We start from the raw sequence: 23,516 nt of genomic DNA, 5'->3' as shown, positions 1-23,516 counted from the left end.
AATAAGGCGTGTCAACTAAGCTTATTTGTTGTTTTCTTGCCGTGGCCATAATAACTCTCAATGGAAATTTATTGATTGTTATTTAAGCATAGTAGAGTCACTCATTATTTCCATTTGAGTGGGTGTCTGTTATATTTGCCAAATTCTAGACCGCTTAAGGATCAGCTTACCTATTTCATTCATTAGTTTTGTTTATTCGATTGGGTTTCTCCCTAAATAGATCATGTAGGAAACGACATTAGAAAAGGTAATACAAATAAGGCGGGTTACTAGCGGACGAAAAGGCGCACTGAATGGGGTTTTGTGCCCATCCCCTCGAAATTAACCTTAAGGCTGTTTTTTGTACAATATGATATTTAGTTTAACGTCCCGTTTTATATAATATGTCCGATACTGCCTAGTATTGGCTTAAGCTATATTGCTTTAATCATTAGCACAAATCACATCAAAGATAGTTCACATATTGCGAACCTCGAAAAGTCCTGTTATAATGTTCACATATTGAAAACCTTTGAGATTTATATGCACGTAATAGCTAGAAAAATTTTCAGTGATGCTATGAAAAAATTTTCCAATGATGCAGATGCTATTGAGGATTTATACAGACTACTTAATAGCGGTAAATTCAAAGAACCAAGTGAATTAAAAAAAGTAACACCTTCTTTAGATAATTTTAAATATAAAGATAAATGGTGGATGATCGATATTGGCGGTAATAACTTGAGGTTAATTGCATTTATTGAGTTTCGTCATAACCGTGTGTACGTAAGACATATTGTTAGCCACGCAGAATACGATAAATTAACTACACGCTATAGAAAAAAGGAACTGTAATGAATATTCAACATATAACAGATCTTGCTCAACAGCTTCAAAATGAAATGCCCTTTATTACTGGCATTAATTCAGCACAAGAAAACGAAGCTGCATTAGAATTGATGAATGAATTAACAGATGATTATGATAACAACTTATTATTGATTGATGTTCTATGGGCTAAAATTGAAGATTATGAAAATAATGCTTCTGAATTAGCAGCGTTTAATCAACGCATAGAAAATCTAAATAATGGCTCTTCAATGTTACGTTTGTTGATGGTTCAACACGGATTAAATACAACGTCCTTTGCTCAAGAAATTGGTGGAAAGAGCACAGTCTCTATGATTTTCAATGAGAAACGGAAATTAACAGTAGAACACATTGAAAAATTATCAGCCCGATTCGAAATCAGCCCTGCTCTATTCTTTTAAGTAGGGATGGGCACAAAACCCCTGAATACACTTTGGAATAGTCAGATTTTACCACAAAAGCTGACCTAATTATCAGAGCGAACAACTCCATTTTTATGTCAACTACCTTCAGGGATAGCTGACATTAAGATATATACTCTATAGCGCTATAGCCCCCAAAGCGCCTTCTAAAATCAATGTTCGCTTTGTGAAAATTGAAGATTAAAGACCTAGCGCTATGGTTCTTATTTTTGTAAGTTGGCTAATAGCTTTTCACAGCTTGCTTTGAGTTGCTGTAATTCAGCCATTTGAAGTTGGCTTTTACAGAAAATCGCTTCTGGTACTGATTCAGCCTGACTTTTTAACTGCTGGCCTTGAGTGGTTAAAAATACCAATCTAACACGCTCATCTTCATCACTACGTTCGCGCGTTATAAAGCCTTTTGCCTCTAAACGTTTTAGTAAAGGGGTTAATGTACCTGAGTCGAGATGTAAGTCATGGCCGAGAGCCTTCACTTTGACCGCATGCTGTTGTTGATAAGCTCATATTATACCTCTGACTAAAAAGATTGTGCACAATCTACTTGTATTTTTCTTTTGAATCGAGCTATAATCACCGAAATTAAATTGTGCACAAGTAAATTGTACGCAAATGAATTGCTCGCAAACTAGTTGCAGCAATTATAGTAAATACCTACTAATTAAACATGTTCAAAAGGAAATCATTATGACAACGCTATATACAACAACAGCAACTGCTTCTGCCGGACGTAACGGACGAGTAAGCACAGATGATAATATGCTCGACCTTGCACTAAGTTACCCAAAAGAGATGGGGGGAACGGGCGCAGCAACAAACCCTGAACAGTTATTTGCAGCTGGTTACGCTGCTTGTTTTTCAAATGCCATTTTACATGTAGCGGGAGGGCAAAAATTAAAATTAGCGACAGCACCTGTCTCTGCAGAAGTGGGTATTGGTCCTAATGAAGCGGGTGGTTTTGTATTAAGCGTTTCATTAGCGGTAACGTTAGAACTGGATGATGAGCAAGCAATCGCATTGGTTAAAACTGCACATCAAGTCTGCCCATACTCAAATGCCGTTAATGGTAATATAGAGGTGAAACTGACCGTCAATGGCATTGCATTATAATTCGCTTTATTTAGATAGTCATTAGACAGTAACAAACAAGGATTGATAAAATGAACACTCTGTTATTAACGGTTGGACGTGTTTTACTCGCATTATATTTTCTGGTTCCCGGTATCATGAAATTTGTATCTTGGGATATGCATATACAGCTAATGGAAAAACACAATATGCCATTTGTCCCGGTGTTATTAGCATTGGCGGGTATTTTCCAAATAGTCGCTGCTTTGATGCTTATTGCAAATCGATTTACCGGAATCGTCGCATTGTTATTAGCAGGCTTGGTGTTAGTCATTAATATTTCGTTGCATGATTTTTGGAATTTTTCGGGTCTAGATGGCGCACATGAAATGCAAAATTTCATTAAGAACTTAGGCATTTTTGCGGGATTATTGGTACTTTCTGGTCATTCCCTGCCGGCATTTTTACAAAAAGAAAAGTAATGTTTTTAATTTTCATAAAGTTTATGAGCAATGTAGTTGCTTAATAGTTAACGATACATAAAAAACGAATCTATATGATTCGTTTTTTATGGCTTCTTATAAATAATGATTGCGAGTAATAAGTCTATTTACCTCGGTATTTAGCCCCCCGTTGACAGTGTTGTAGCTAAGTGATTTTAGCCACCAATTTAGGGTGAAATTATTCATATTTTCTAAGGCACTAAGTGCCCCTTCCCGCCATAGAAATAGAAATTTATGTCGGCTATATGAACGGAAAGTTGACCTTAACATTCAGTAAGTCTTTATGTCTTCAATGCGCACCAAAGTGAACTTAACGGTAGCCTTTTAAAAACAGCCGCTAGAAATGAGCCCCTCCGAAATTTGTTCCAAAAAATCCAGGGAGCGTTTAGCTTTAGTCAGTAAAAGGTGCTGTTAGCTGATGATATCGCTAAGCGACTTTCTAACGCTGGCGACAATGGCTCTAACACACTGCATGCGCGAATAGTTTGGCCTAATGACCAAAGAGATACCACGTACCGGTACAGGTGCTTGAAATGCCCCATAATGAATAGTGTCACTGGCGACATTGCCTTGCGTAGCCAGCGCGGGCAATAAAGTAATGCCCATGCCACTGGCCACCATATGGCGTAATGTCTCTAAACTGGTCGCTTGAAAGCTATTATCCTCTTTAGCGCCGGCAGCAAAACAATAGCCCATGGCTTGATCTTTAAGACAATGGCCATCGGCTAAGGTGAGTATTTTTTCACCTTGTAAGTCGGTCAGTGATAGCGATTTTTTAGTGGCCAGTCGATGGTTTTTTGGTGTTGCCAGCATCAGTGGTTCATCAAACAATTGGTATGATTCAAACTTTTCCATTTCGGCAAGATAAGGCAAAATTAGCACATCTAATTTACCCTCATCCAATTGCTGCAATAACACCTTGGTTTGATTTTCATGTAAGAAAAAATTGATGTTAGGTAAGCTAGTGTTTAGGTCGGCCATAATATGAGGCAATAAATACGGTGCTAATGTCGGGATCAAACCTAGATGCAAATCCCCAGCAAAAGGGTCAAGTAAAGCTTTCGCACAAGACTCAAATTGTCCTGCGGCTTGTAGCACTTTCCGTGCTTCTTGCACTAACTGCTCCCCTGCTGGGGTTAACATAACATTGCGACGATGACGCTCGACCAGTTGCAAACCTAATTGTTGCTCTAGCTTCATTAACTGACCACTTAAGGTCGGCTGACTAACAAAACAAGCTAGTGCCGCTTTACCAAAGTGTTTGTGTTTATCTATGGCCGTTAAATATTCTAAATCGCGCAACTTAATCATAGCTACAACCTATCAATTAATAAGAAATCAAAGTAATAGGCTATGGTAATAGGTTCAGGTAATGAAAGCGAGTTCGCTGAGTAAAAGCTAGCTAAGAGCAAGCCAAAGGCCAACCGTTACCATTAAGCTACCGGCAATACGATTCAGCCATTTAATGTTATCACCACGACTTAAGAATATACGTAAGCTTTTACCACCCGTAGCGTAAGCCATCATGCTGGTAAACTCTGTTACCATGATAACACCTAGCAAGAGCATTAATTGTGGTGCTACATCGCGCTCAACACTAATGAAAGGCGGCAGCAGAGATATCATAAAAGCCCAGCCCTTAGGATTAGCAATAGCGGTAACTAAGCCTTGAGAAAATAAAGCATAGCGACTGACATCGTTTAGTTCACCGCCTCCGACTGACATTTTAGCGGTTGAGCGCCACATATTAATGCCGATATAAGCCAAATAAGCACCACCTAGCCACTTCAACACCTCAAAGACACTAGGGTAGTTGAGCATAATACTGGCAACACCAAGCACGGCAGCTATCGCAACAATAGCGACACCAAGAAGTTCACCAATCATCATCCACATTGTGCGACGAACACCGATACTCATGCCTAACGTCATAGCCAGCGTCATGCACATACCCGGCGTTATTGAGACAAAAAAGAATGTGGGAATAAATATCGCAAGCACAGCTAAATCAGGCATTTAATAACCCTTAAAATGGAAAGACAATAAAATTTACCGACACTTTAGCAAAAAAATGTGTCATGACTTTGAAATTAGCGATGAATGAAGAAATAAAAAATCCGCATGCGGGCTAGCGTTATAGAATAATCAGCAGAACCCTAATAATCATTACTGTGAGGAGCTAATGCGCCCCTCCAGCAAAGCTGATTATTATTTAACGTAACATAGTAAACCAACCCATAAGCATAGGTAGTAAAGGCATGGCCACCATTACCACAATAACCATTATTATATTAATGGCAGAGGTAGTATCTTTAAAATCTTCTTTGTGGTCTGACATGGTCTAGTATCCTGTACAGCAATTAATCAACTAAAAATAAGGCGCTAATTTTAGCCGATATTTATAATGATAGACAGTAAAACTATAATGATAGACAGTAAAACTTGATGCGGATCAAAGAAACAGCCTAGAATTATAATTGAAAGATCAGGGCGATAATAACAAAAACACTATCTAGCCAATAACTTACCGTAAATATGTCAGTACATTCCATGGCTCGCGCTCATTTTGGCTAGGTCATGGAAAAGTGAGCGTCTCACTTGTTGGCTAGGCTCACTAAGACCTTTTTGGTCGATCAATCCTCTTTAAAAATACCGACATAAGTCGCAGTGGTATTTGATTTAGAGGCGCGATACATACCTTTAGTATTAAATGGCAAGCTTATATTGCCTTGGGTATCTATGATGATCACCCCACCCGTACCGCCAATAGGAAAAAGCACATCATGGATAACTTCTTTACCCGCTTGCTCAATACTCTTGCCTTGATATTTCACTCTGGCGCAAATATCAGCGGCAACGTTATAACGGATAAAGTATTCACCGTGACCCGTGGCTGAAACGGCACATGAAGCATTATCGGCAAACGTACCGGCACCAATCACGGGTGAATCACCAATGCGGCCATAACGTTTATTGGTCATGCCACCCGTAGAAGTACCGGCAGCAATATTGCCATACTTATCAAGCGCAACCGCGCCAACGGTACCCACTTTATATTCGGTATCTAGGGCAAAGTGCGCCGCTTGGTAATCTTTGTTTCCTTTTTGGCCGCGATTAGCCTCTTCAGCCTTTTTCATTTTTGCTTTCGCGCGCTGTAGAGATTTGTATCTATGCTCAGTATCAAACAGTTTGTTAGCGACTAAGTTTACGCCTTGAGTTTTGGCAAACTCTTCGGCGCCATCACCGCTAAGCATGACATGCACAGATTTTTCCATCACCAAACGTGCTAGGTTTATCGGGTTTTCAATATGTTTAACGCCCGCGACAGCACCTGCTTGACGATTTTCCCCATACATAATTGACGCATCCATTTCATGACTTTCATCATGGGTATAAACCGCGCCTTTGCCAGCATTGAAAAAAGGCGAGTTTTCTAGAATATTTATTGCGGCGGTTAACGCATCTAGGCTAGTTCCGCCCTGTTCAAGAATGGCATAACCTACCTCAACCGATTCTTGCAGCTTTGCTCGATAGGCGGCTTCTTTTTCAGGGCTGAAACGGTCTTTTTCAATAGTGCCGGCACCACCGTGAATGGCAATGGCAAAAGGTGCCTCTTGCGCTAACGTGCTATTAGCAAAAGCAGGCAAAAGTAAACACGTAAATAGCGGTAACATTTTTTTCATTATTAGTCCTCAGTAAGCTCTGCCAGTGAATAGCTAACAGCTAGCTTTGATGGTTAATCATTGCTCAGTAATCTGCATTAAAGTGCTCGATTTTACCACTCATACTCGATAAGTAGCGTCATTTTTCTGTTTAAATGCAGTCAATGACTATGCCTTGACTGCATTTAATCGCTAAAGGGTCATGGCCAAAAGTTCAGCGGTAACGTTCAGCTAAATCATCATAATACTGGCAATAATATAAGCCACTAGCGTTAACGTGCCAGCAAAAAGCGCATAAGGCATTTGGGTTTTGACATGCTCAAGTAAATCACAGCCTGAAGCGATAGCCGACACACAGGTTGTATCAGAAATAGGCGAGCAGTGATCACCAAAAATACCACCACCTAAAATCGCAGCGATAACCAATGAAGGTGGTAAACCGAGCGCTTGAATTAAGGGTACACCAATAGGAATTAATATAGCAAAAGTGCCCCATGAGGTGCCGGTACTAAAGGAAATAACCGCACCGGCTAAAAACAACATTGGCACCACTAAAACTAAAGGTAAGTACTCACCAACGATACCGGCAATAAAGAATCCTGTGCCTAGTTCTTTTAAACTTGCACCAAGGGTTAAAGACATCAATACTATCGTCACTAAAGGCAATAATTCCCCTATGCCTTTAAAACCTATATCGATTAATTCTTGATGTTGAAAGCGTTTATAAAAACGCAATAAAGAGTAACTCACCGCCAAAGCAAAACAAGTAGCATAAAGCACAGATTTACTACCGTTGCCTTGGGTGATATCACCATCACCACTCCAATACATAAAAAAGAACATCGCCAAGATCATGCTAAGCAGTGGTACTAACATAAAGCGTGCTTTAGTGGCTGGCACTATACTTTCTTGCAGCATTTCTTTGGAGAGACTTTGTTGTGGTAGCGCTGGTGCAACCGTCGAATAGTGAGCTTGCTCTTGCTTGGTCGACTCTAGCATTGCCGACTCTGCTACTAACTCGCTCGCGTCTGGCGATTTATTGCTTTGCTCATCCGCATTCAAGGCCAACTCTATCTCTTTCATCGGGCCATGTACTTTATCGGTAACAACCGTATAAACCACCAAAAGCAAAGTAATAATGGCATAGAAATTAAAAGCCACTGAACCCCATAAAATAGAGACCGAAGACTGACCTAGATCATAGTTATTCAATAACGCCAGCACATAGGCGCCCCAACCGTTAAGTAGCACTAAGATACATACGGGTGCACTGGTACTGTCAATAATATAAGCTAAGCGCGCTCGGCTCATTTTAAACTTATCGAATAAATCACGCGATAAAATACCCGCAGTAAGCACACTAAGGTTAGATTCAATAAAAATCACCATGCCAGTAAACATGGTTAAAGCGCCTACTTGTCTTTTACTCTTGGCAATGCCTTTATTGACTAATTTTTCCACGGTGGCGCTAACACCACCAGAGTCGCGAATATAAGCCAGTAAGGCGCCAATAAGTAGACTGAAAATCAAGATACGGGCATTACCGGCTGAGCTAACGACACTAATAATACGTTCAATAAAACCGATAAAAGCATAAAATATAATATTACTATGCTGTTGTGATGCTAATAATAACTCAGCGGAAAACACGGCTGCCAGTAAAGCAAGAATGACTTCTTTTTTCCAAATAACAATAATAATAGCCACCAAAGGAGGCAACACAGACAACCATTCCATAAAAAACCTTACCACATGAGTTTTGAGAATTAAAAACAACGCAGGCAGTGTGTCAAATAGCTAATACCAAATCAAGTAAGTTTATTGCCACTCAGAAACTTATTTGAATTGGTGTAATATTCAATATATTCGCGAGGGTAAAGCAATAAAAAACCCGACAAAGTATCAATTTGTCGGGTTTATTGATGATGAATCGAATAATAAATTTTAAAAATTAATTAGTAGTAATCATCTTTTCTATTGTGTGCTTGTGGATCTTCAATAATATCGCTGATATTGACTTCAAAATTATTATTATTTTTACAATCAATCATATAAATGGTATGTGTTGAGCCATCAACCCAAGTAACCGTACCACTGCCTTTTTTACTGCCACATTTCATACCAATATGAATGTCTTTAAATTCCATAAGCCCTCCTCGATGCTAGCTTAGCAAGGTGTGCTGAGTTAGAGTTCACCACTACCAAGTAGTTCATTTTTTAACCACTTAACCTTTAAGTATAGTGTTGAAATGATGGTCTGCTAGTAGATTACTACCCTGTTTTATCGGATAAATGAGGAAATTTTTCCAACTGACTCTATTGTATGAAAAATTTAAGTGAAAAAGCTGAGTAATAAAGACTCGTAATTAAAGATTAGCGAATAAAGAGATAGCTTGCCAACAAGAGACCTCGGCCATAACGGGTAGGATATGGCTTAAGGTAAAAATTCGCTACCCAGAGTACAACTGGCACTCGCACCCGTTACTGCTGGCATATTACTGATTAAGTTATGATCAAAAGCATAAGCGAGCCAAGCAAACGCCATGGCTTCAAGAATATCGCCATCTATGTTCAAGGCTTGCATAGTGTCTACTTTATAAACTGAGCCTGAGCGATTCAAATTGTCGGTAAGCGCAGCAACTAAGGCGCTATTATGCACACCACCGCCACATAAATAGACCTTAGCTTGTTTAGCCAGTGCCATAATGGCAGTACTAATACTTTGCGCGGTAAAAGCCAATAAGGTTGCTTGAATATCTACGGCATTAGGGACGGCGTTAGGAACTGCAGAACAAGCTGGTGAGTTTGATTTTTCTTTAAAAGAGCTCAATTGTTGAGCTAGCCAAGCAAGGTTGAAGTATTCTCTGCCGGTACTTTTAGGGGCTGCAGCTTTGATGTAATCATCCGCCAACATCTGAGTCAATAGTGTTTGATTAACTTGCCCTGTTGTCGCCCAAGCACCATCGCGATCAAATTTATCATCACTGCTGGCATGATGTTTCAAAAACCAATCATCGAGCAAGGCATTGCCTGGACCGGTATCAAAACCTAAGATTGAACTCTTGGCATTTTGCGCTGGCAAAAAAGTAATATTGGCAATACCGCCGATGTTGACGACAAAATTAGCCTCATTACTCTCAGCAAATAATTGTTGATGAAAAATAGGTACTAAGGGCGCACCTTGACCACCTAAGGCCATATCCTTCCGGCGAAACTGACCAACAACACGAATGCCAGTTAAGGTTGCTAAGGTTTGACAACAACCTATTTGCAAGGTAAAGGGGTTAGCACCTGTGGGGCGATGGCGAATAGTTTGTCCATGGTTACCAATAGCAATAATATCGCTAGCGCTGAGATTTTCTTGTTTAAGCAGTACGGTAATTGCTTGAGCAAATAACTGTGCTAATTCAACATCAAGATGAAAAGCACGATCAATTTCATTGCTGCCTGGTTGATAAAGTGAGGTGATTTTTTCACTTATAGCCGAATTGTAGTCTTGATAATAGCTGGCAACGAATCGAGCTTGCTGCTGAGGGTCATTAAAGTCCACTAGCGCTAAGTCGATACCATCAGCACTGGTACCTGACATTAAGCCAATATAGTATTTCCCTCGCGCTGTTTCTTCTTTGTTATTCATTCGGCGTTATATCGCTGACTTGGGTGGAAAGTAACGCGTTTTTAGCGCCCGATAATGCTGCTAGTCGTTCAGCCGCTAATAAGGTGAATTTAGCTTTGTATTTTTTAGCAATAGGTCTCGCATCAGGCAGCTTTACCGTACGAGGGTTACGATGCACGCCATGCAGTAAAAATTCATAATGCAAATGGGGCCCTGCGGCTAAACCCGTTGCTCCGACATAACCAATCACCTGCCCTTGTTTTACCCGTTGGCCTTTTTTAACGGCTGCCCGTTTATAAAAGTGCAGGTACTTAGTCACTATGCCATTACCGTGCTGAATAAAGACATAATAACCATTATACTTACTATAACCCGCGCGGATTACCTTACCATTACCGGCGGCAACCACTGGTGTACCTTTTTTCGCCGCGTAATCTATACCATTATGTGCTTGCAAGCGCTTTGTTACTGGGTGACGGCGATTACGCTTAAAGCTAGAACTGATGTATTTAAAATTCACTGGCGCGCGTAAGAAAGCTTTACGCATGCTTCTGCCATCAGGGCTGTAATACTCATCATCAGTAAAACGAATCGCTTGAAAAACTTCACCTTGGTTGGTTATCTCTGCCGCTAAAATATTGCCGGTACCAATATATTCGCCTTCAACATACTTCTTTTCATAGGTAATATGAAAACTATCGCCTGCGCGTATATCTAGGCCAAAATCTATATCCCAACCAAAAATATTGGCAAAATTGATAATTTGGCTATCACTCAATCCTGCCGTTATGCCAGCATTCCAAAAACTGGATCTGATGGTACCGTAACTAAAACTTTCCCGTATTTCTACTTGCTTAGTTTCTCGATGTGATTGATAACCATCACCCACTAGATTAATAAATAGCGTCTCGATTCTTGAAAGTGGATACTCTAGTGCGGCTAATTGCTGACTTTCATTGCTGGCAATACGCAATTTATCACCAACATTAAGCCTCTTTAATAATTTACTGTCTTTACCTTTGGCGGTACTCACCGCATACGTTGTTTGCGCACTAAAGCCTAAGCGCTTTAATATCAAGGCTAAGGAGTCACCACTACGCACTTGCACCGTTTGCCAGCTTAAATTGGCTAGCTCTGCTATAGAGTCTTGTATTTTAACTTTACCTGATAATTCACCGCTCGCTAAGCTGCCATCTTGTTGAGTACTTTGATTTTTAGCTAACGAAGGTAATTGCTCTGTTGCGCTATTATAAGTGACTTTAGCCAGACTACGTTGCGGTAAAGCGCTTTGCCTTGGCGTTGTGCTTGCTGGTACTATATCTTCAGGTAGCGTTAGCTGAATACGCTGTCCCACCGGAATATCTTTGCTATTGTCACTGTCATCACTGGACGGAAAAATCAGTAAAAATAGTAAAAAACAGCTACTGCCGATAATAATCCAGCGATGTTGTTTGGGTAGATTTTGGAACGTTTCTAATAATTTTTTTAACAAAGTACGACTCGAAACTTTTATAGCGGGAAATTATATAGCCAAGCCACTGCAAACTGCATGATTCAGTTGCCCGTGGTTTAGCTATAACTAAATAGCAAATTCAAATAATCCAGTGACTATATCAAAACTACAGAAAAAATACCGCTATAACTAATCACAATACTTTTGAATTTTGCAATGCCACTATCGAACGGCCTACCCTAGTTAACCGTTAATAGATGGCAATTTTACCGAAGAATCAGTTCTTCTTACTAAAAAAGCCATGATAAGGTTTTATCCCACTGGCAAAGTACAGTAGAATTCGACCATTAAATAAACTTACCTAGTCAATCTAATACCCATAAGACTAAGTAGCTAAATCCAGTCAGTGGAGTCATAAATGACCGATGTGAACCAAGCATTTGCCGAGCTAAAACGCGGCACAGCAGAAATATTAGTGGAAGAAGAGTTACTCGCAAAACTTAAAACCGGTAAACCACTTAAAATTAAAGCCGGCTTCGATCCTACCGCCCCTGATTTACATTTAGGCCATACGGTTTTAATTAACAAATTACGCCAATTTCAGCAGTTAGGTCATGAAGTTATTTTCTTGATTGGAGATTTTACTGGCATGATTGGCGATCCGACCGGTAAAAATGTTACCCGAAAAGCATTAACCCGAGAAGATGTCTTAGCCAACGCTGAAACGTATAAAAAGCAAGTCTTTAAGATTCTTGATCCGGCTAAAACCACAGTAGTTTTTAACTCTACTTGGATGGATAAATTAGGCGCGGCCGGCATGTTAAAACTTGCCTCTCGTCAAACTGTTGCTCGTATGATGGAGCGTGACGACTTTAAAAAGCGCTTTGCTAATGGTCAAGCTATTGCCATTCATGAGTTTATGTACCCGTTAGTACAAGGTTGGGATTCAGTAGCCTTAGAGGCAGACGTTGAACTTGGCGGTACCGATCAAAAGTTTAATTTATTGATCGGTCGTGAATTACAAAAAGCTGAAGGTCAGCGCCCACAAACCGTCATCATGATGCCATTACTTGAAGGGTTAGATGGCGTACAGAAAATGTCTAAATCATTAGGTAACTACATAGGTATTACGGATAGCCCAACAGAAATGTTTGGTAAAATCATGTCTATTTCTGATGTGTTAATGTGGCGTTATTACGAGTTACTTAGCTTTAAGCCGTTAGCTGAAATTGAAGGCTATAAAACCGATATTGAAAACGGTAAAAATCCACGTGATGTTAAAATTGATTTAGCCAAAGAGCTGATTGCGCGTTTTCACGATGAAGCCGCGGCCCAAGCTGCTCATGATGAATTTATCAATCGCTTTCAAAAAGGCGCCCTGCCTGATGACATGCCTGAATTAGAGCTTAAAACAGAGGGCGGTGAAATTGCTATCGCTAACTTACTTAAAGACGCGGGTTTAGTTGCCAGCACCTCTGATGCATATCGTATGATTAAACAAGGTGCAGCTAAAATTGATAGCGAAAAAGTCACCGAAAGAAGCCTAGTCATTAAGGCTGGCACTACTGCGGTATACCAAGTGGGTAAACGTAAATTTGCTCGCATCACGGTAAGTTAAGCATTCAATTAAGCGAGTTCATCGGCCACTGAGCCAGTCCATAATCTATCAAGCCAGTAACAAGTTTACTGGCTTTTTTGTCACTTTTTTTTTACCCACCTCATCCTGATGATAATCAACTGTAATAACGAGCTTTTCTTCTGCATCTGCATAATCTAGCAGACAATCATTATGCAAAGGCATGGCACTCAAAGAACGACCTAGCCTAAAACGCGAAGCAAATTCCGCAAGCTTTTATGCCTAAATATCTACCACCACCAACCATAAATGATGGATATATTCACCTAAATACTTTACTACGATTAAAATGGTGATTATAATCACCAAAACACTTTGTAAATACGATGATATGAGCAATTTAAATAATATTTCTGCACTCATTCTACATGAAAGAAAGCAGCAGGGCTGGAGCCAACAACAGCTAGCGAATTATACTGGCCTCAACAGAACCACAATTGGCAGTATTGAACGTGGTGATTACTCTGATATCGGCATTAGAAAAATAGAAAAAATTCTCAACCTATTTAATAAATCTCTAACAATTAAAGACCTAGGACTACCTACACTTGATCAACTGCAAGAACTTAATAAGCAAGGTTATTAATGGCTAATATTGATGTTTATACTCACGGGGAAAAAATTGGTGCCTTGCAAAAAGAACAAGAAAAGCATTTATTTTCGTATGCCTTAGACAGCAATACAGCATTATCTTTAACTATGCCCATTCGTTTAGAGAGCTATGCTTATGATAGTCTACATCCATTTTTTCAAATGAACATGCCAGAAGGTCGCTTGCGAGAAGCTATAGACAAAGCGACAGCAAAGGCATTTGGTAGTGATGATCTTACTGTGCTTGTGCTACTCGGTAACAACCAAATAGGCTCAATAAACTACACACTCGCAGGTATGTTACCAAAAGCAGATGATACCTTTGAGTTAAGCTTAGAAAATTTACTTAAAAACGATGATGTAAATCTATTCTCACAACTATTAAACCGATTCGCCATGCAATCAGGCGTTGCCGGGGTTCAACCTAAAGTCCTGCTCGATATTCAAGAAAAAGACCTTGATCGAGTAACTTACCCAATCAGTTCATATATAGTCAAAAGCTGGGGGAATGAATTCCCTGAGCTCGCATGTAATGAGTTTTTTTGCTTAAGCTTAGCCAAAGAGTCAGGGTTAGATGTCTCACCTTTTTACTTAAGTGAAAGTAGCAAGCTATTAATAACAAAACGTTTTGATATAGATGACACAGGAAGATCACTCGGCTTTGAAGATTTTTGTGTGCTGCAAGGGAAATCAACAAAGCAAAAATATGATGCAAGCTTAGAGTCTTGCGCTAACACTATTAGCCTTTTTATTTCTATAGAGCATAAGCAAAAGGCACTCTATGACTTTTTTAAATTAACCGTGCTAAACATCCTACTAAGAAATGGTGATGCGCATTTAAAAAACTATGGTGTGCTCTACCAAGACTTACCAGATTACACCCAAGGCACTATGCCAAAAGCAGCGATCACATTCTCCCCCGTTTTTGATATTGTCAGCACAACTCCTTATTTGGCAAATGACACTATGGCATTAAGCTTAACCGGCTCTAAACGCTGGCCTAAAAAGAAGGTTTTACTGCAATTTGGCAAACAGCACTGCGGACTATCGAATAAACAAATGGAACAGGTCTATAAAGAAATTGAACAAGCCAAAATAGCTTGCTTACCCTTATTAAGTGAATTGACTGATAAGCATAAAGCCTTCGGCGAGATTGCCGATAAGATGCAACAACTATTAACGGTGCAGGCAAGCTAACCACCTAACGCTTTAACATTAATGCGCTAATAATCCGTTGGGTATTCTTCCGCTTGCTTTATCGAAAATTATAACTTCTCTACGTGATAGCCTTTAGCTTTCAATAACGCTAAGACACTTTTATCGCCCGCTAGATGTGCGATACCTACTAAGACAAATTCTGTCTCGCTGCGGTTACCATTGCCAGCAAACATGCGTTCAAGTTGTGGCAGCCAGTTTTTATTTCTATCGGTAAGTAAGGTTTTAAGGGTGTTAGCATCATTTTTCATCGGCTCAATCGCTAACTGGTTAAGTTGCTCTTCATCCCCGACTCGCCATGCTTTAAGTAAGCCTAAAAACATCGCTTTGAAATCTTTCATCTGCTCAAGATTTGAGGTAATAAAACGATCCTCATCACCCACCCCCAGATTAGCAATCATATTCATTTGAAAGTCGACACTTTCCAAATACGCTATGGGTTTTTTATCTGCACGCGCTTTTTTACTGTAGAAGATATCAACACCTTCCCCTGATAACTGTGCCTGTTGCGCTTCTAATAGCGCCAGCATGGTTACCAAAAATCCAGGTTTAAAGTGTTCAAACATAGCTAAATCAACACCCAAAGCAGAAATGTGCTGACTGAGTTTTTGTTGAGTTTTTACTGAGATAAAGTCACCAATGGTTTTGCCATTGCCATAAGCCATTTTTCGCATCATTTTTAGCTGAAATTCGCTATCGTTCGCATCTGGCAACTTAGTTTCTAATACTATGCTATCGCTTTGTTTATAGGCTTGAGCAAATTCTGCCGGCAGTGGAAATGCTGAGGGTGGTAAAATATGCACTGTGCCGCCAATGAAAATATGATCATTGCCTTTGCTAACTTTCCACACGGATGACTCTGCTAAAGCGGTCAACGAGACCAGGCTCATTGCGGTAAATAATGTGGCAATGAACAAATGTTTACTTAGGGTTTTAATCATGTGTATATCCTTATTATTTACAGGAGAAAATTCTTGCTCGGTGTTATAACGGATCAGGGCTAAGTCTACCAACACCCTAGGGTGTTTACCCCCATATTAAAGGCAATTTCATTTAATACTGTGCCCGTTAAGCGCTAAGTGATTTACCGTGAGTTAAAGGTTTATCTGTTCAAACCTTAGCCCAGTTGTTAGTCTAAGGCTTTACTACTTACTGTGTTATGACTCTGTGTTGAAAAATTTTCTTACCACTATAGTGTCACCGATAAAGCTAATATTCATCTGTCTATTAGTTGTCAGTGTCTCTGGCTGTAGCTCAATTAAAAATCCGGTGATTTATTATAATAACTTCGATTTTTCACAGGTTAAAACTTACAGTTTTTACCGCAGTGGCTCGGCCTTTTTTGATAGTCAAAATTTACCACATGCACAACGTGGTAGCATTGAGCTTGCTATTGAAAAAAACCTAGACGCACAAGATTTTCACTATAGCGATCTCGACAGTGCCGACATCATTGTCACCTATCACCTAGTTAAAAAACAGCCCAAAGATTACTTAAACTATAACAAAGCAGTACTATTTTGTGCCCCTTGTCTTAGGGCCAATGCTTGGCAGAAAAACAATATTGATTGGCATGTCTATCAAGGTGGTTTAATTATTGATTTAGTGGATCCTAAAAGAAAACGCTCCGTATGGCGTAGTATTTATCCATTAAAATTCAAAGTAAAAGATAATAGTCAAGAGCTCAATAAAAAAGTGATGGCCGCTGTTAATAACATGCTAATGCACTACCCAAGAAAATAAAAATCCGTCGGAACAATATTTTTTTACGGTGAGCTCTATTCAAGGCGATTTTACCGCTTTATAATACTCGCCCCTAATAGCATAACTATATTATTTTTATATGAACTTTCCAGATGATGAAACAGGCCAAGTATTAGCCGAAATGCAGCAAGCAGGTATCGACTTGAGTCAATCACATGAAGTGGTATTCTTTCATTTGTTCGAACAAGAAGGCCAAGCACAAGCCATGGCAGATCATATAAAAGAACACCTACCGACAGTAAAGTGTCACGTACACCCTGATGAAAGCCCTAATGTTTGGGATGTAGATTGCACCGTGGTTATGACGCCAACACATCAAGCGGTTGTTGCACAAGAAGAAATTCTTGAAAAAATTGCCACCAATTTGTCTGGTTATAACGATGGCTGGGGGATTGAAGCCTAGTTTAGCGCTTCTGCATTCTATTCATGTTTAGCTTTTATTTAAAAAAATACACCATGTATGTCGCCATAGCGGCCCAGTCTGTTGCCTTGTCTTTGTGTAAACGCCATGGCCTAATATTCAACCGATTACGTCGAATTTTTACCACGCTCATTGTACGCAGTGTTGGTGCCCGTGTTAGCCTCATCGGCACTATAGATGCGGATACTGATATTTTAATTGTTAATCATCAAAGCATGTTAGACATCTTCGCCCTTGAAGAAGTCGTAGGCAATGATACACGTTTTATTGGCCGCACCGGTATTATGGACAAATGGCCAGTGTCGCGCATTGTCGATCGGGTTGGCCACATCACCGTTGATCAAAAAGACCGCCGTGCCATTATTAAACTGTTAAAAGACGTAAAAATTTGCCAAGGTAAAAAAATAATCATCTTTCCCGAAGGGACTCGCTCTCAATCAGGTAAAATTGAGCCCTTTGAAGCGGGAGCAAAATTACTGGTTGAAAAGCTGAAGCTTAAAGCGCAGCCCGTTGTTATTAAAAATATTTTAGATGTCTATAACGAGTCCAATAAAACGGCGACTTCAGGCACCATTAAAATAGAAGCGTTACCAGCAATTACCATTACTGAAAATTGGTACGAGCACACTCACCAAGCAATGAATAAAGCTTTTAGCCAGTTAACATAATGGCTTAATTAACTACTCATTATTTTGTTGTGCTCCTATGTCTAGTTGCTAGTAACACTAAGAAATAGTTACTTTTTTTCTTTATCATGGGTTTTTTTAGGCTTTTCATTTTTCGGCTTTTCAATAATATGAAAAGCCGGTAAAGAAACATGCCAATAAATAGCCGCTAAACGAAGAATAAGTGCCGCGGTTATAGCAGTAATAATAGCATTGCTATCAGACCAATTAAGCCAATGTAAAAAGACAAATAAGCCACCGCCTAAAATCGCCGCTAACGCATAAATTTCTTCTCGTAAAATCATCGGAATGACGTTACATAAAACATCGCGAATCATACCACCCGCGACGCCAGTTATAGTTCCTAAGACGATAGCAACAGGAATCGGCGCACCCAAAACTAGCGCCTTTTGTGTACCAAGCACGGCAAATAAGGCTAAACCCAAGGCATCAGCAATTAATAAAAAACGCTTAGGAATTCGTTTCGGTTGTCTGATAAATACTATGGTCAGTATGGCTGTCGCTAAAATCACATAGAGATAGAAAGGCTTAACTACCCAAAATACCGGTGTTTGCAAAATAACATCACGAATAGTACCGCCACCTACCGCAGTGACTGAAGCCAGCACTACTACACCAAAAGGGTCGAGTTGGTATCGTCCAGCCATAAGGGCACCGGAAAGGGCAAAAACGATGATGCCAAAGATATCTAAATAATATAAAAGTTCATTCATGAAAACACCAAATTAACTAAAGACTTCGACTGCCTGTGACTGCTTGCAGCTGATTGTAAATATAACGAGTAACAATAAGCGACTATAAATATCTAAATAATATAAAAGTTCACTCATGAAAACACCAAATTAACTAAAGAGTTGATCAGTATCTAATTACTGGTAATTAATTGCCAGCCTAGCGCTAACAAAACCAGCAAAAACAAGCTGCTATAGTAAGAAAAATTAACTTTTCTGTTCGCTTTAATAAGGTCTTGTGGCTCGGGCTGCTTGGCAAGATCATTAAAGGTGATTTTTCTTAATTTTTCTTCTTGATACATGGCCACGCCGCCCAACTTTACCACCAGTACATAAGCATGTACGGCAATAATAAAGTTATTATTAAGTTGAAAAAAATGGCCGCGTGTTAATCGCCAAGACAATAAAGTACCTTGCCCTAAGGAAGTCAGTAATATCAATAATGCCATCAAGCGACTAGGTAGCCATTGGATTAGCTGAATAAATAGCTGAGGATAAAAACCAAAGTGCTTAAATTTCACTAACTTAGTATTCCAACAGTAATGCATTTCTAGCATTAACCGATAGCTGAAGGCGGCTAACGGACCACAAGTAACAAAAACCAAGCTAACCACATAAACTTGCTGCAGACTACGTAACAGCTGCATTTCAATGGCGGATTTACTCAAGCCCACTGGCGAAAGCGGCGCTGTGGTTCTTAATAGCCAAGGCTGAAGTATTTGCTTAGCTAAGTAGTTCTGTCTAGCAACCAAAGCTTGGGCTATGGTTTTATTTATTGACCCTAGGTTAAGACTGCCTAGGGCAAAATAAAGTAGTAAGCCTTGCCACAGATAATCTACCGCGACAAAGTCAGCGAAGAGCCATAAAATAAATGCTATTGGTACCAAGGTGAGCAATAATGCTAACAAACCAGCGATAGTTTGCTGCTGAGTACTATGGTGACTGTTATTGACTTTATTACCTAGCTGTAAGCAATAAAATTGAAATATACGTAATGGTTCATGGGCGACAAAATGACTTACCGTAAATTTTATCACCAGCACCACCATAAGGATTAACACATGATAGCTAAACGGCATTAACTCGCTAAATACTGTCATTGATTATCCTTTTAAATCACTCAGTCATGATTCGGTAGTTATTCGCTAATACCCGCTAAGGGCTTAAGCAGGGCCTAGTGTTTTACCTTTAAGCTGCTCCAGCATATTCAACACTAACTGCGAGGAATTTACTGCCGCGGTTGCTAAATATTCGTCAAAGGTATGAGGAGATTCTTTACCGGCAATATCAGAAAGTGAACGGATAATAACAAAAGGCGTTTTAAGCTGTAAACACGCTTGCGCGATAGCCGCACCTTCCATTTCAACCGCAGCCATAGTGGGGAAATTAGCCCGAGCTTTAGCGACATCTTCTTCTTTGGTCATAAAGGTATCACCTGTGGTGATCAAACCGGTGACCGCCTTAATATTCTGTTCCGCTGTTTTGCTTAATTGCTCAATACCTTGTTGGGCTGCTGCCACCAAGTCCTTATGGGGCATAAATGCCGCTGGGTTGCCCGGTAATTGCCCAATTTCATAGCCAAATGCGGTTATGTCCACATCGTGATAACGAACTTCAGAACTGACGACAATATCGCCCACTTTTAAACTCGCATCAAAGCCACCAGCAGAGCCGGTATTCACCACGTAATCCACTTGAAAACGGTCAATCAATATTAGCGTGGCTAACGCTGCCGCCACCTTGCCGATACCCGATTGCACAATAACCACATCACTGCCCGCTAACTGACCTTGATAAAAGGTATAGCCTGCATGTTCCGTAGTTTTAGCATCGGTTAATTTTGCTTTTAAAATAGCAACTTCTGGCTCCATTGCGCCAATGATTCCTGCTTTCATGGTAATTCCTAATTCTGTTTAATAAAATAAATGATAATTGCTTACTCTAACCCGGCATAAGTAATTCATACGCTATTTTTCACTGCGCTTATGCGAGCAACATACGGTGCTATCATTAGCTGTACTCTTGTAGACCGTAGAAGATAAGGTTATCGATAAATTGGATGTTGTGTACAGTAATAATCTGTTCACTGCTCTGTGCAAGTAATAACTGCGTTAAAGCCAGACCATCACCACCGGTTAAGATAATGCGATCAATGTCAGCTAATTGTTGAGCTTGTACAATCGCTTGGGTAATCATACCCAAGGTTGCTGCCCAACAAGCATTATTAACATTATCACTAGTATTGCTGCCAAATGCTAAGCTTGGTAGTGTTTTATTTTCAGCATGAACTAAGGTGCTATGAGTTAAAATACTGTTAAATAATGCCTTGATACCCGCTAATATCCAACCACCTTGGTGTTGACCATTACTTGCCAGTAAATCGACGGTAGTGGCCGTACCCGCATCTATAATTAGCACATTTTCTTTAGGATAAAGGTGTATTGTGCCTAATAGCGCCAGCCAACGGTCAATACCCAGAGTTGCTGGCTGTTGATAAGCCGACAGCAAAGCATTTTTTTGTTGTTCACTATGCACTTGTTTAAAGCTAATTTTTTGCTCGGTACACCAGTGAGCAAGCTCAGTGGTTAGTGCAGACTTAGCCACATTAGCGACTACTACTTGGCTGGCATGGCTAAAGTGCTTAACAAAGTAAACATCGCTAAAGTCTTGATTATTAAGCTGCACACTAGCGGATAATTTTCCTGCGCTAAGCTGAGCATATTTCGTTCGGCTATTGCCGATATCAATTAATATTATCATTCATCAATCCTAAGGCTCACTTCACCGCCGTATACCGGTTTCACTTGGCCATTAACTTCCAATAATAAAGCACCTTGATTATTCACACCTCGACATATTCCGTGGGTGATCCGTGCTCCGGTAATCAATTTGACCCGCTTATTTAGAAAAGCATCAAGCGCATGCCATTCATCTAACATCGGCGCTAGACCTGTTTGCTGATAGTGGTACAAGCGCTGTCGTAAACAACTAATGAGTTGCGCACTGAGGGCGTTTCGATCAATTTTCACTTTACTGTGTGTTTGTAGATCTGTCCATTTTTGGGTAATTAATTTTCCCGCTGATGAGGGCATATGAAGATTTAAACCAATACCTATAACACTATGGCTAGGCTCTAACGCTTGCCCTTCAAGATCAATTAAAATGCCCGCCAGTTTTACCCCATCAAGGTAAATATCATTGGGCCACTTCAGCTGAACTTGCACATTGCTATGGGCTTTTATCGCATCACTTACCGCTAATGCCGTCACTAAACTTAGTCCCATAGCCGCTGATAAACCTTGCTCTAAGTACCAGTACATAGACAAGTATATTTGCGAGCCAAAGGGTGAAATCCACTGTCTACCTCGGCGTCCTCGGCCAGCACTTTGATATTCAGCTAAGCAAACCTGTCCTGGGGATAATTGATTCGGTAAGCGTCGCATTAAGTAGTCATTGGTAGAATCAATTAAACTATGCACTTCAACCAGTGGCAAGTCGATTGCTTTGTCAGCCTGCTTACTCGCCTCATTGGTCAATAGACTGATTATTTTTTCTTTATCAAGCAAATAAAGCGGCTGCGCCAGTTTATAGCCTTTACCCGTGACACTGTATATATCTAGGCCTATATCGATTAACACTTTAATATGTTTAGCGATAGCGGTACGGCTAATGCCGAGCTGATCACCCAATAACTGCCCGGAAACAAATTGTCCCGCAGCCAATGATTTTATTAAATGCTCTTTTACCGTTTTAGTCATTGCTACTTCCGTTAGTAATATTTCCAGCTGTGCTATTAGCGTTAACACTATTACCGTTAGTGTTATCCCTTATAGGGTTAATATCACTCAGCGATGAAAATGACCTTTCGCCTTGCTCGGTGATCATGCGTACTTCGGGGATTAGCGTTACCGAGAACTGCTGCGCTACTTTTCGTTGGATATATTTCGCTAAGCTAACAATATCACCGCCAACGTCACTGCCATAATTAACGAGCACAAGGGCTTGCTGCCGATGAACACCAACATGGTGATGGCGAAAACCTTTTAATCCCGCTTGCTCAATTAACCAAGCCGCGGCCAGCTTTATCTGGTCATTTGGCTGTGGATAATGTGGCATACTTGGATATTGCTGTTGCAGCTGAGCAAAGTCTGCAGCACTGACAATGGGATTTTTGAAAAAACTGCCCGCATTAGCTAATTCTTTTGGATCGGGTAACTTACTACTGCGCAAAGCGATAACTTGTGCCATTACCTGCTTAGCAGTGCTATCCGTAGCTAAAGCATCTAAGCCCGCATAGCTGAGATTTGCTTGCCACGCTTTCGGGAGTTTAAGCGTTACCTGAGTAATTAAGCCTTGGTTATAGCGCTCTTGCTTAAAAATACTATCGCGATAGGCAAAACGACATTCTTGCTTAGTAAGTACATGCATGGTTTTACTGGCAAACTCATACCATTGTACTTCTTGACAATAATCTGCCAATTCTACCCCATAAGCGCCAATATTTTGTACGGGTGCCGCACCAACGCTACCAGGGATCAAGGCTAAATTCTCTAAGCCATAAATACCTTGTTCGAGGCAGAAACACACTAAATGATGCCAGTTTTCTGCTGCGCCGATGCTAACGACAAAATGATCATCTTGTTCAATGATATCGATACCGGTGAATTTCGGCTGAATAATAATTGGCGCTTGTGGCTCAACAAATAAGGTATTAGTGCCTTCGCCAAGAATATAGCAGTGCTTTGCCGTTAACTCAGGCAATTGCTGTAATTCAGCAAAGCTACTGGGAAAATAAATTTGTGGACAATTCGCCTTAATATTAAAGCTGTTACTGCTTTGTAGGGCGTAATTTAACTTTGAGTGCATAGCCAAGTGAATGAAAAATGAAAGAATCATTATTGT

At 40.1% G+C, this 23,516-nt stretch carries 26 protein-coding genes and 1 pseudogene; 10 read left to right on the top strand and 17 right to left on the bottom strand.

Going from position 1 to position 23,516, the window contains the following annotated elements:
- The first annotated feature begins 558 nt into the window (after positions 1 to 558).
- Together MTCD1_RS15505 and MTCD1_RS15500 are read left to right on the top strand one after the other, a co-directional pair.
- Positions 559 to 834: a type II toxin-antitoxin system HigB family toxin gene (locus MTCD1_RS15505; RefSeq protein WP_268807362.1), complete on the top strand. Its 276-nt coding sequence runs from the start codon at positions 559 to 561 to the stop codon at positions 832 to 834.
- The gene (locus MTCD1_RS15500) at positions 834 to 1,250 is read left to right on the top strand and encodes a helix-turn-helix domain-containing protein (RefSeq protein ID WP_057182898.1); all 417 of its coding nucleotides are present in this window, start codon (positions 834 to 836) and stop codon (positions 1,248 to 1,250) included. The genes MTCD1_RS15505 and MTCD1_RS15500 overlap by 1 nt, the downstream gene beginning before the upstream one ends.
- Positions 1,251 to 1,474: 224 nt before the next feature.
- On the opposite strand, the pseudogene MTCD1_RS15495 reads toward MTCD1_RS15500, so the two are convergent.
- Positions 1,475 to 1,750, bottom strand: a pseudogene (locus tag MTCD1_RS15495) (MarR family winged helix-turn-helix transcriptional regulator); the annotation flags it as partial.
- 205 nt (positions 1,751 to 1,955) lie between these two features.
- Between MTCD1_RS15495 and ohr the strand changes: the two are divergent.
- The gene (gene ohr, locus MTCD1_RS15490; protein ID WP_057182900.1) at positions 1,956 to 2,378 is read left to right on the top strand and encodes an organic hydroperoxide reductase Ohr; all 423 of its coding nucleotides are present in this window, start codon (positions 1,956 to 1,958) and stop codon (positions 2,376 to 2,378) included.
- Positions 2,379 to 2,428: 50 nt separating this feature from the next.
- On the top strand, positions 2,429 to 2,818 hold the full coding sequence (locus MTCD1_RS15485; RefSeq protein WP_057182902.1) for a DoxX family protein: 390 nt from the start codon (positions 2,429 to 2,431) through the stop codon (positions 2,816 to 2,818).
- A 432-nt stretch (positions 2,819 to 3,250) separates the two neighbouring features.
- Here the strand turns inward: MTCD1_RS15485 and oxyR are convergent, their stop codons facing one another.
- The 8 genes from oxyR to MTCD1_RS15450 form a co-directional block, all read right to left on the bottom strand.
- Complete coding sequence (oxyR, locus tag MTCD1_RS15480; protein WP_057182904.1) at positions 3,251 to 4,150, bottom strand: DNA-binding transcriptional regulator OxyR; 900 nt, start codon at positions 4,148 to 4,150, stop codon at positions 3,251 to 3,253.
- An 87-nt stretch (positions 4,151 to 4,237) separates the two neighbouring features.
- Positions 4,238 to 4,855, bottom strand: a complete 618-nt coding sequence (locus MTCD1_RS15475) for a LysE family translocator (protein ID WP_057182906.1) — start codon at positions 4,853 to 4,855, stop codon at positions 4,238 to 4,240.
- A gap of 196 nt (positions 4,856 to 5,051) precedes the next feature.
- Complete coding sequence (locus tag MTCD1_RS22150) at positions 5,052 to 5,177, bottom strand: hypothetical protein (RefSeq protein ID WP_257721029.1); 126 nt, start codon at positions 5,175 to 5,177, stop codon at positions 5,052 to 5,054.
- Between the two features lie 295 nt (positions 5,178 to 5,472).
- Entirely contained in the window at positions 5,473 to 6,522 is a 1,050-nt protein-coding gene (locus MTCD1_RS15470) for an isoaspartyl peptidase/L-asparaginase family protein (RefSeq protein WP_057182908.1), read from the bottom strand.
- A gap of 210 nt (positions 6,523 to 6,732) precedes the next feature.
- Entirely contained in the window at positions 6,733 to 8,238 is a 1,506-nt protein-coding gene (locus MTCD1_RS15465; RefSeq protein ID WP_057182910.1) for a Na+/H+ antiporter NhaC family protein, read from the bottom strand.
- A gap of 218 nt (positions 8,239 to 8,456) precedes the next feature.
- Entirely contained in the window at positions 8,457 to 8,648 is a 192-nt protein-coding gene (locus tag MTCD1_RS15460) for a hypothetical protein (RefSeq protein WP_057182912.1), read from the bottom strand.
- 287 nt (positions 8,649 to 8,935) lie between these two features.
- A complete protein-coding gene (locus MTCD1_RS15455) occupies positions 8,936 to 10,138 on the bottom strand; it encodes an anhydro-N-acetylmuramic acid kinase (protein WP_057182914.1) in 1,203 nt (400 codons plus the stop codon).
- Positions 10,131 to 11,609: a peptidoglycan DD-metalloendopeptidase family protein gene (locus MTCD1_RS15450; protein ID WP_231733098.1), complete on the bottom strand. Its 1,479-nt coding sequence runs from the start codon at positions 11,607 to 11,609 to the stop codon at positions 10,131 to 10,133. The genes MTCD1_RS15455 and MTCD1_RS15450 overlap by 8 nt, the downstream gene beginning before the upstream one ends.
- A 379-nt stretch (positions 11,610 to 11,988) precedes the next feature.
- On the opposite strand from MTCD1_RS15450, the gene tyrS reads away from it, so the two are divergent.
- Positions 11,989 to 13,188 carry a tyrosine--tRNA ligase gene (gene tyrS, locus MTCD1_RS15445; protein WP_057182917.1) on the top strand — a complete coding sequence of 400 codons (1,200 nt, stop codon included), beginning with the start codon at positions 11,989 to 11,991 and terminating at the stop codon, positions 13,186 to 13,188.
- A gap of 48 nt (positions 13,189 to 13,236) precedes the next feature.
- Here tyrS and MTCD1_RS21270 read toward each other — a convergent pair whose 3' ends face one another.
- On the bottom strand, positions 13,237 to 13,380 hold the full coding sequence (locus tag MTCD1_RS21270) for a hypothetical protein (RefSeq protein WP_157447819.1): 144 nt from the start codon (positions 13,378 to 13,380) through the stop codon (positions 13,237 to 13,239).
- Positions 13,381 to 13,537: 157 nt separating this feature from the next.
- Here MTCD1_RS21270 and MTCD1_RS15440 point away from each other — a divergent pair, with 157 nt between their 5' ends.
- On the top strand, positions 13,538 to 13,792 hold the full coding sequence (locus MTCD1_RS15440; protein ID WP_057183044.1) for a helix-turn-helix domain-containing protein: 255 nt from the start codon (positions 13,538 to 13,540) through the stop codon (positions 13,790 to 13,792).
- Complete coding sequence (locus MTCD1_RS15435; protein ID WP_057182919.1) at positions 13,792 to 14,994, top strand: type II toxin-antitoxin system HipA family toxin; 1,203 nt, start codon at positions 13,792 to 13,794, stop codon at positions 14,992 to 14,994. Before MTCD1_RS15440 ends, MTCD1_RS15435 begins: the two co-directional genes overlap by 1 nt.
- Positions 14,995 to 15,062: 68 nt before the next feature.
- On the opposite strand, the gene MTCD1_RS15430 is transcribed toward MTCD1_RS15435, so the two are convergent.
- A complete protein-coding gene (locus tag MTCD1_RS15430) occupies positions 15,063 to 15,953 on the bottom strand; it encodes a TraB/GumN family protein (RefSeq protein WP_082606598.1) in 891 nt (296 codons plus the stop codon).
- Positions 15,954 to 16,179: 226 nt separating this feature from the next.
- Between MTCD1_RS15430 and MTCD1_RS15425 the strand changes: the two genes are divergently transcribed.
- From MTCD1_RS15425 to MTCD1_RS15415, 3 genes are all read left to right on the top strand, one after another.
- Positions 16,180 to 16,755: a DUF4136 domain-containing protein gene (locus MTCD1_RS15425; RefSeq protein ID WP_057182921.1), complete on the top strand. Its 576-nt coding sequence runs from the start codon at positions 16,180 to 16,182 to the stop codon at positions 16,753 to 16,755.
- A 100-nt stretch (positions 16,756 to 16,855) separates the two neighbouring features.
- Positions 16,856 to 17,179, top strand: coding sequence for a ribonuclease E inhibitor RraB (locus tag MTCD1_RS15420; RefSeq protein WP_057182923.1), 324 nt, complete (start codon positions 16,856 to 16,858; stop codon positions 17,177 to 17,179).
- A 23-nt stretch (positions 17,180 to 17,202) separates the two neighbouring features.
- On the top strand, positions 17,203 to 17,865 hold the full coding sequence (locus MTCD1_RS15415) for a lysophospholipid acyltransferase family protein (RefSeq protein ID WP_057182925.1): 663 nt from the start codon (positions 17,203 to 17,205) through the stop codon (positions 17,863 to 17,865).
- Between the two features lie 68 nt (positions 17,866 to 17,933).
- Here MTCD1_RS15415 and MTCD1_RS15410 read toward each other — a convergent pair whose 3' ends face one another.
- From MTCD1_RS15410 to murB, 6 genes are all read right to left on the bottom strand, one after another.
- Positions 17,934 to 18,596 carry a trimeric intracellular cation channel family protein gene (locus MTCD1_RS15410; protein WP_057182927.1) on the bottom strand — a complete coding sequence of 221 codons (663 nt, stop codon included), beginning with the start codon at positions 18,594 to 18,596 and terminating at the stop codon, positions 17,934 to 17,936.
- Positions 18,597 to 18,748: 152 nt separating this feature from the next.
- Positions 18,749 to 19,714, bottom strand: coding sequence for a cobalamin biosynthesis protein CobD/CbiB (locus tag MTCD1_RS15405; RefSeq protein ID WP_057182929.1), 966 nt, complete (start codon positions 19,712 to 19,714; stop codon positions 18,749 to 18,751).
- A gap of 63 nt (positions 19,715 to 19,777) precedes the next feature.
- On the bottom strand, positions 19,778 to 20,509 hold the full coding sequence (mtnN, locus tag MTCD1_RS15400; RefSeq protein ID WP_057182931.1) for a 5'-methylthioadenosine/S-adenosylhomocysteine nucleosidase: 732 nt from the start codon (positions 20,507 to 20,509) through the stop codon (positions 19,778 to 19,780).
- A 115-nt stretch (positions 20,510 to 20,624) separates the two neighbouring features.
- Positions 20,625 to 21,374 (bottom strand): pantothenate kinase, encoded by a 750-nt coding sequence (locus MTCD1_RS15395; protein WP_057182933.1) that lies wholly within the window; start codon positions 21,372 to 21,374, stop codon positions 20,625 to 20,627.
- Positions 21,371 to 22,372 carry a bifunctional biotin--[acetyl-CoA-carboxylase] ligase/biotin operon repressor BirA gene (gene birA, locus MTCD1_RS15390; RefSeq protein WP_057182935.1) on the bottom strand — a complete coding sequence of 334 codons (1,002 nt, stop codon included), beginning with the start codon at positions 22,370 to 22,372 and terminating at the stop codon, positions 21,371 to 21,373. The genes MTCD1_RS15395 and birA overlap by 4 nt, the downstream gene beginning before the upstream one ends.
- Positions 22,365 to 23,510, bottom strand: coding sequence for a UDP-N-acetylmuramate dehydrogenase (gene murB / locus MTCD1_RS15385; protein WP_231733099.1), 1,146 nt, complete (start codon positions 23,508 to 23,510; stop codon positions 22,365 to 22,367). The genes birA and murB overlap by 8 nt, the downstream gene beginning before the upstream one ends.
- Positions 23,511 to 23,516 lie beyond the last annotated feature (6 nt).

The sequence above is a fragment of the Colwellia marinimaniae genome (assembly GCF_002207865.1).
Lineage (GTDB): Bacteria > Pseudomonadota > Gammaproteobacteria > Enterobacterales > Alteromonadaceae > Colwellia > Colwellia marinimaniae.
The sequence above is the reverse complement of the archived record's forward strand: the minus strand, read 5'-3'. Positions and strand labels throughout refer to the sequence as shown.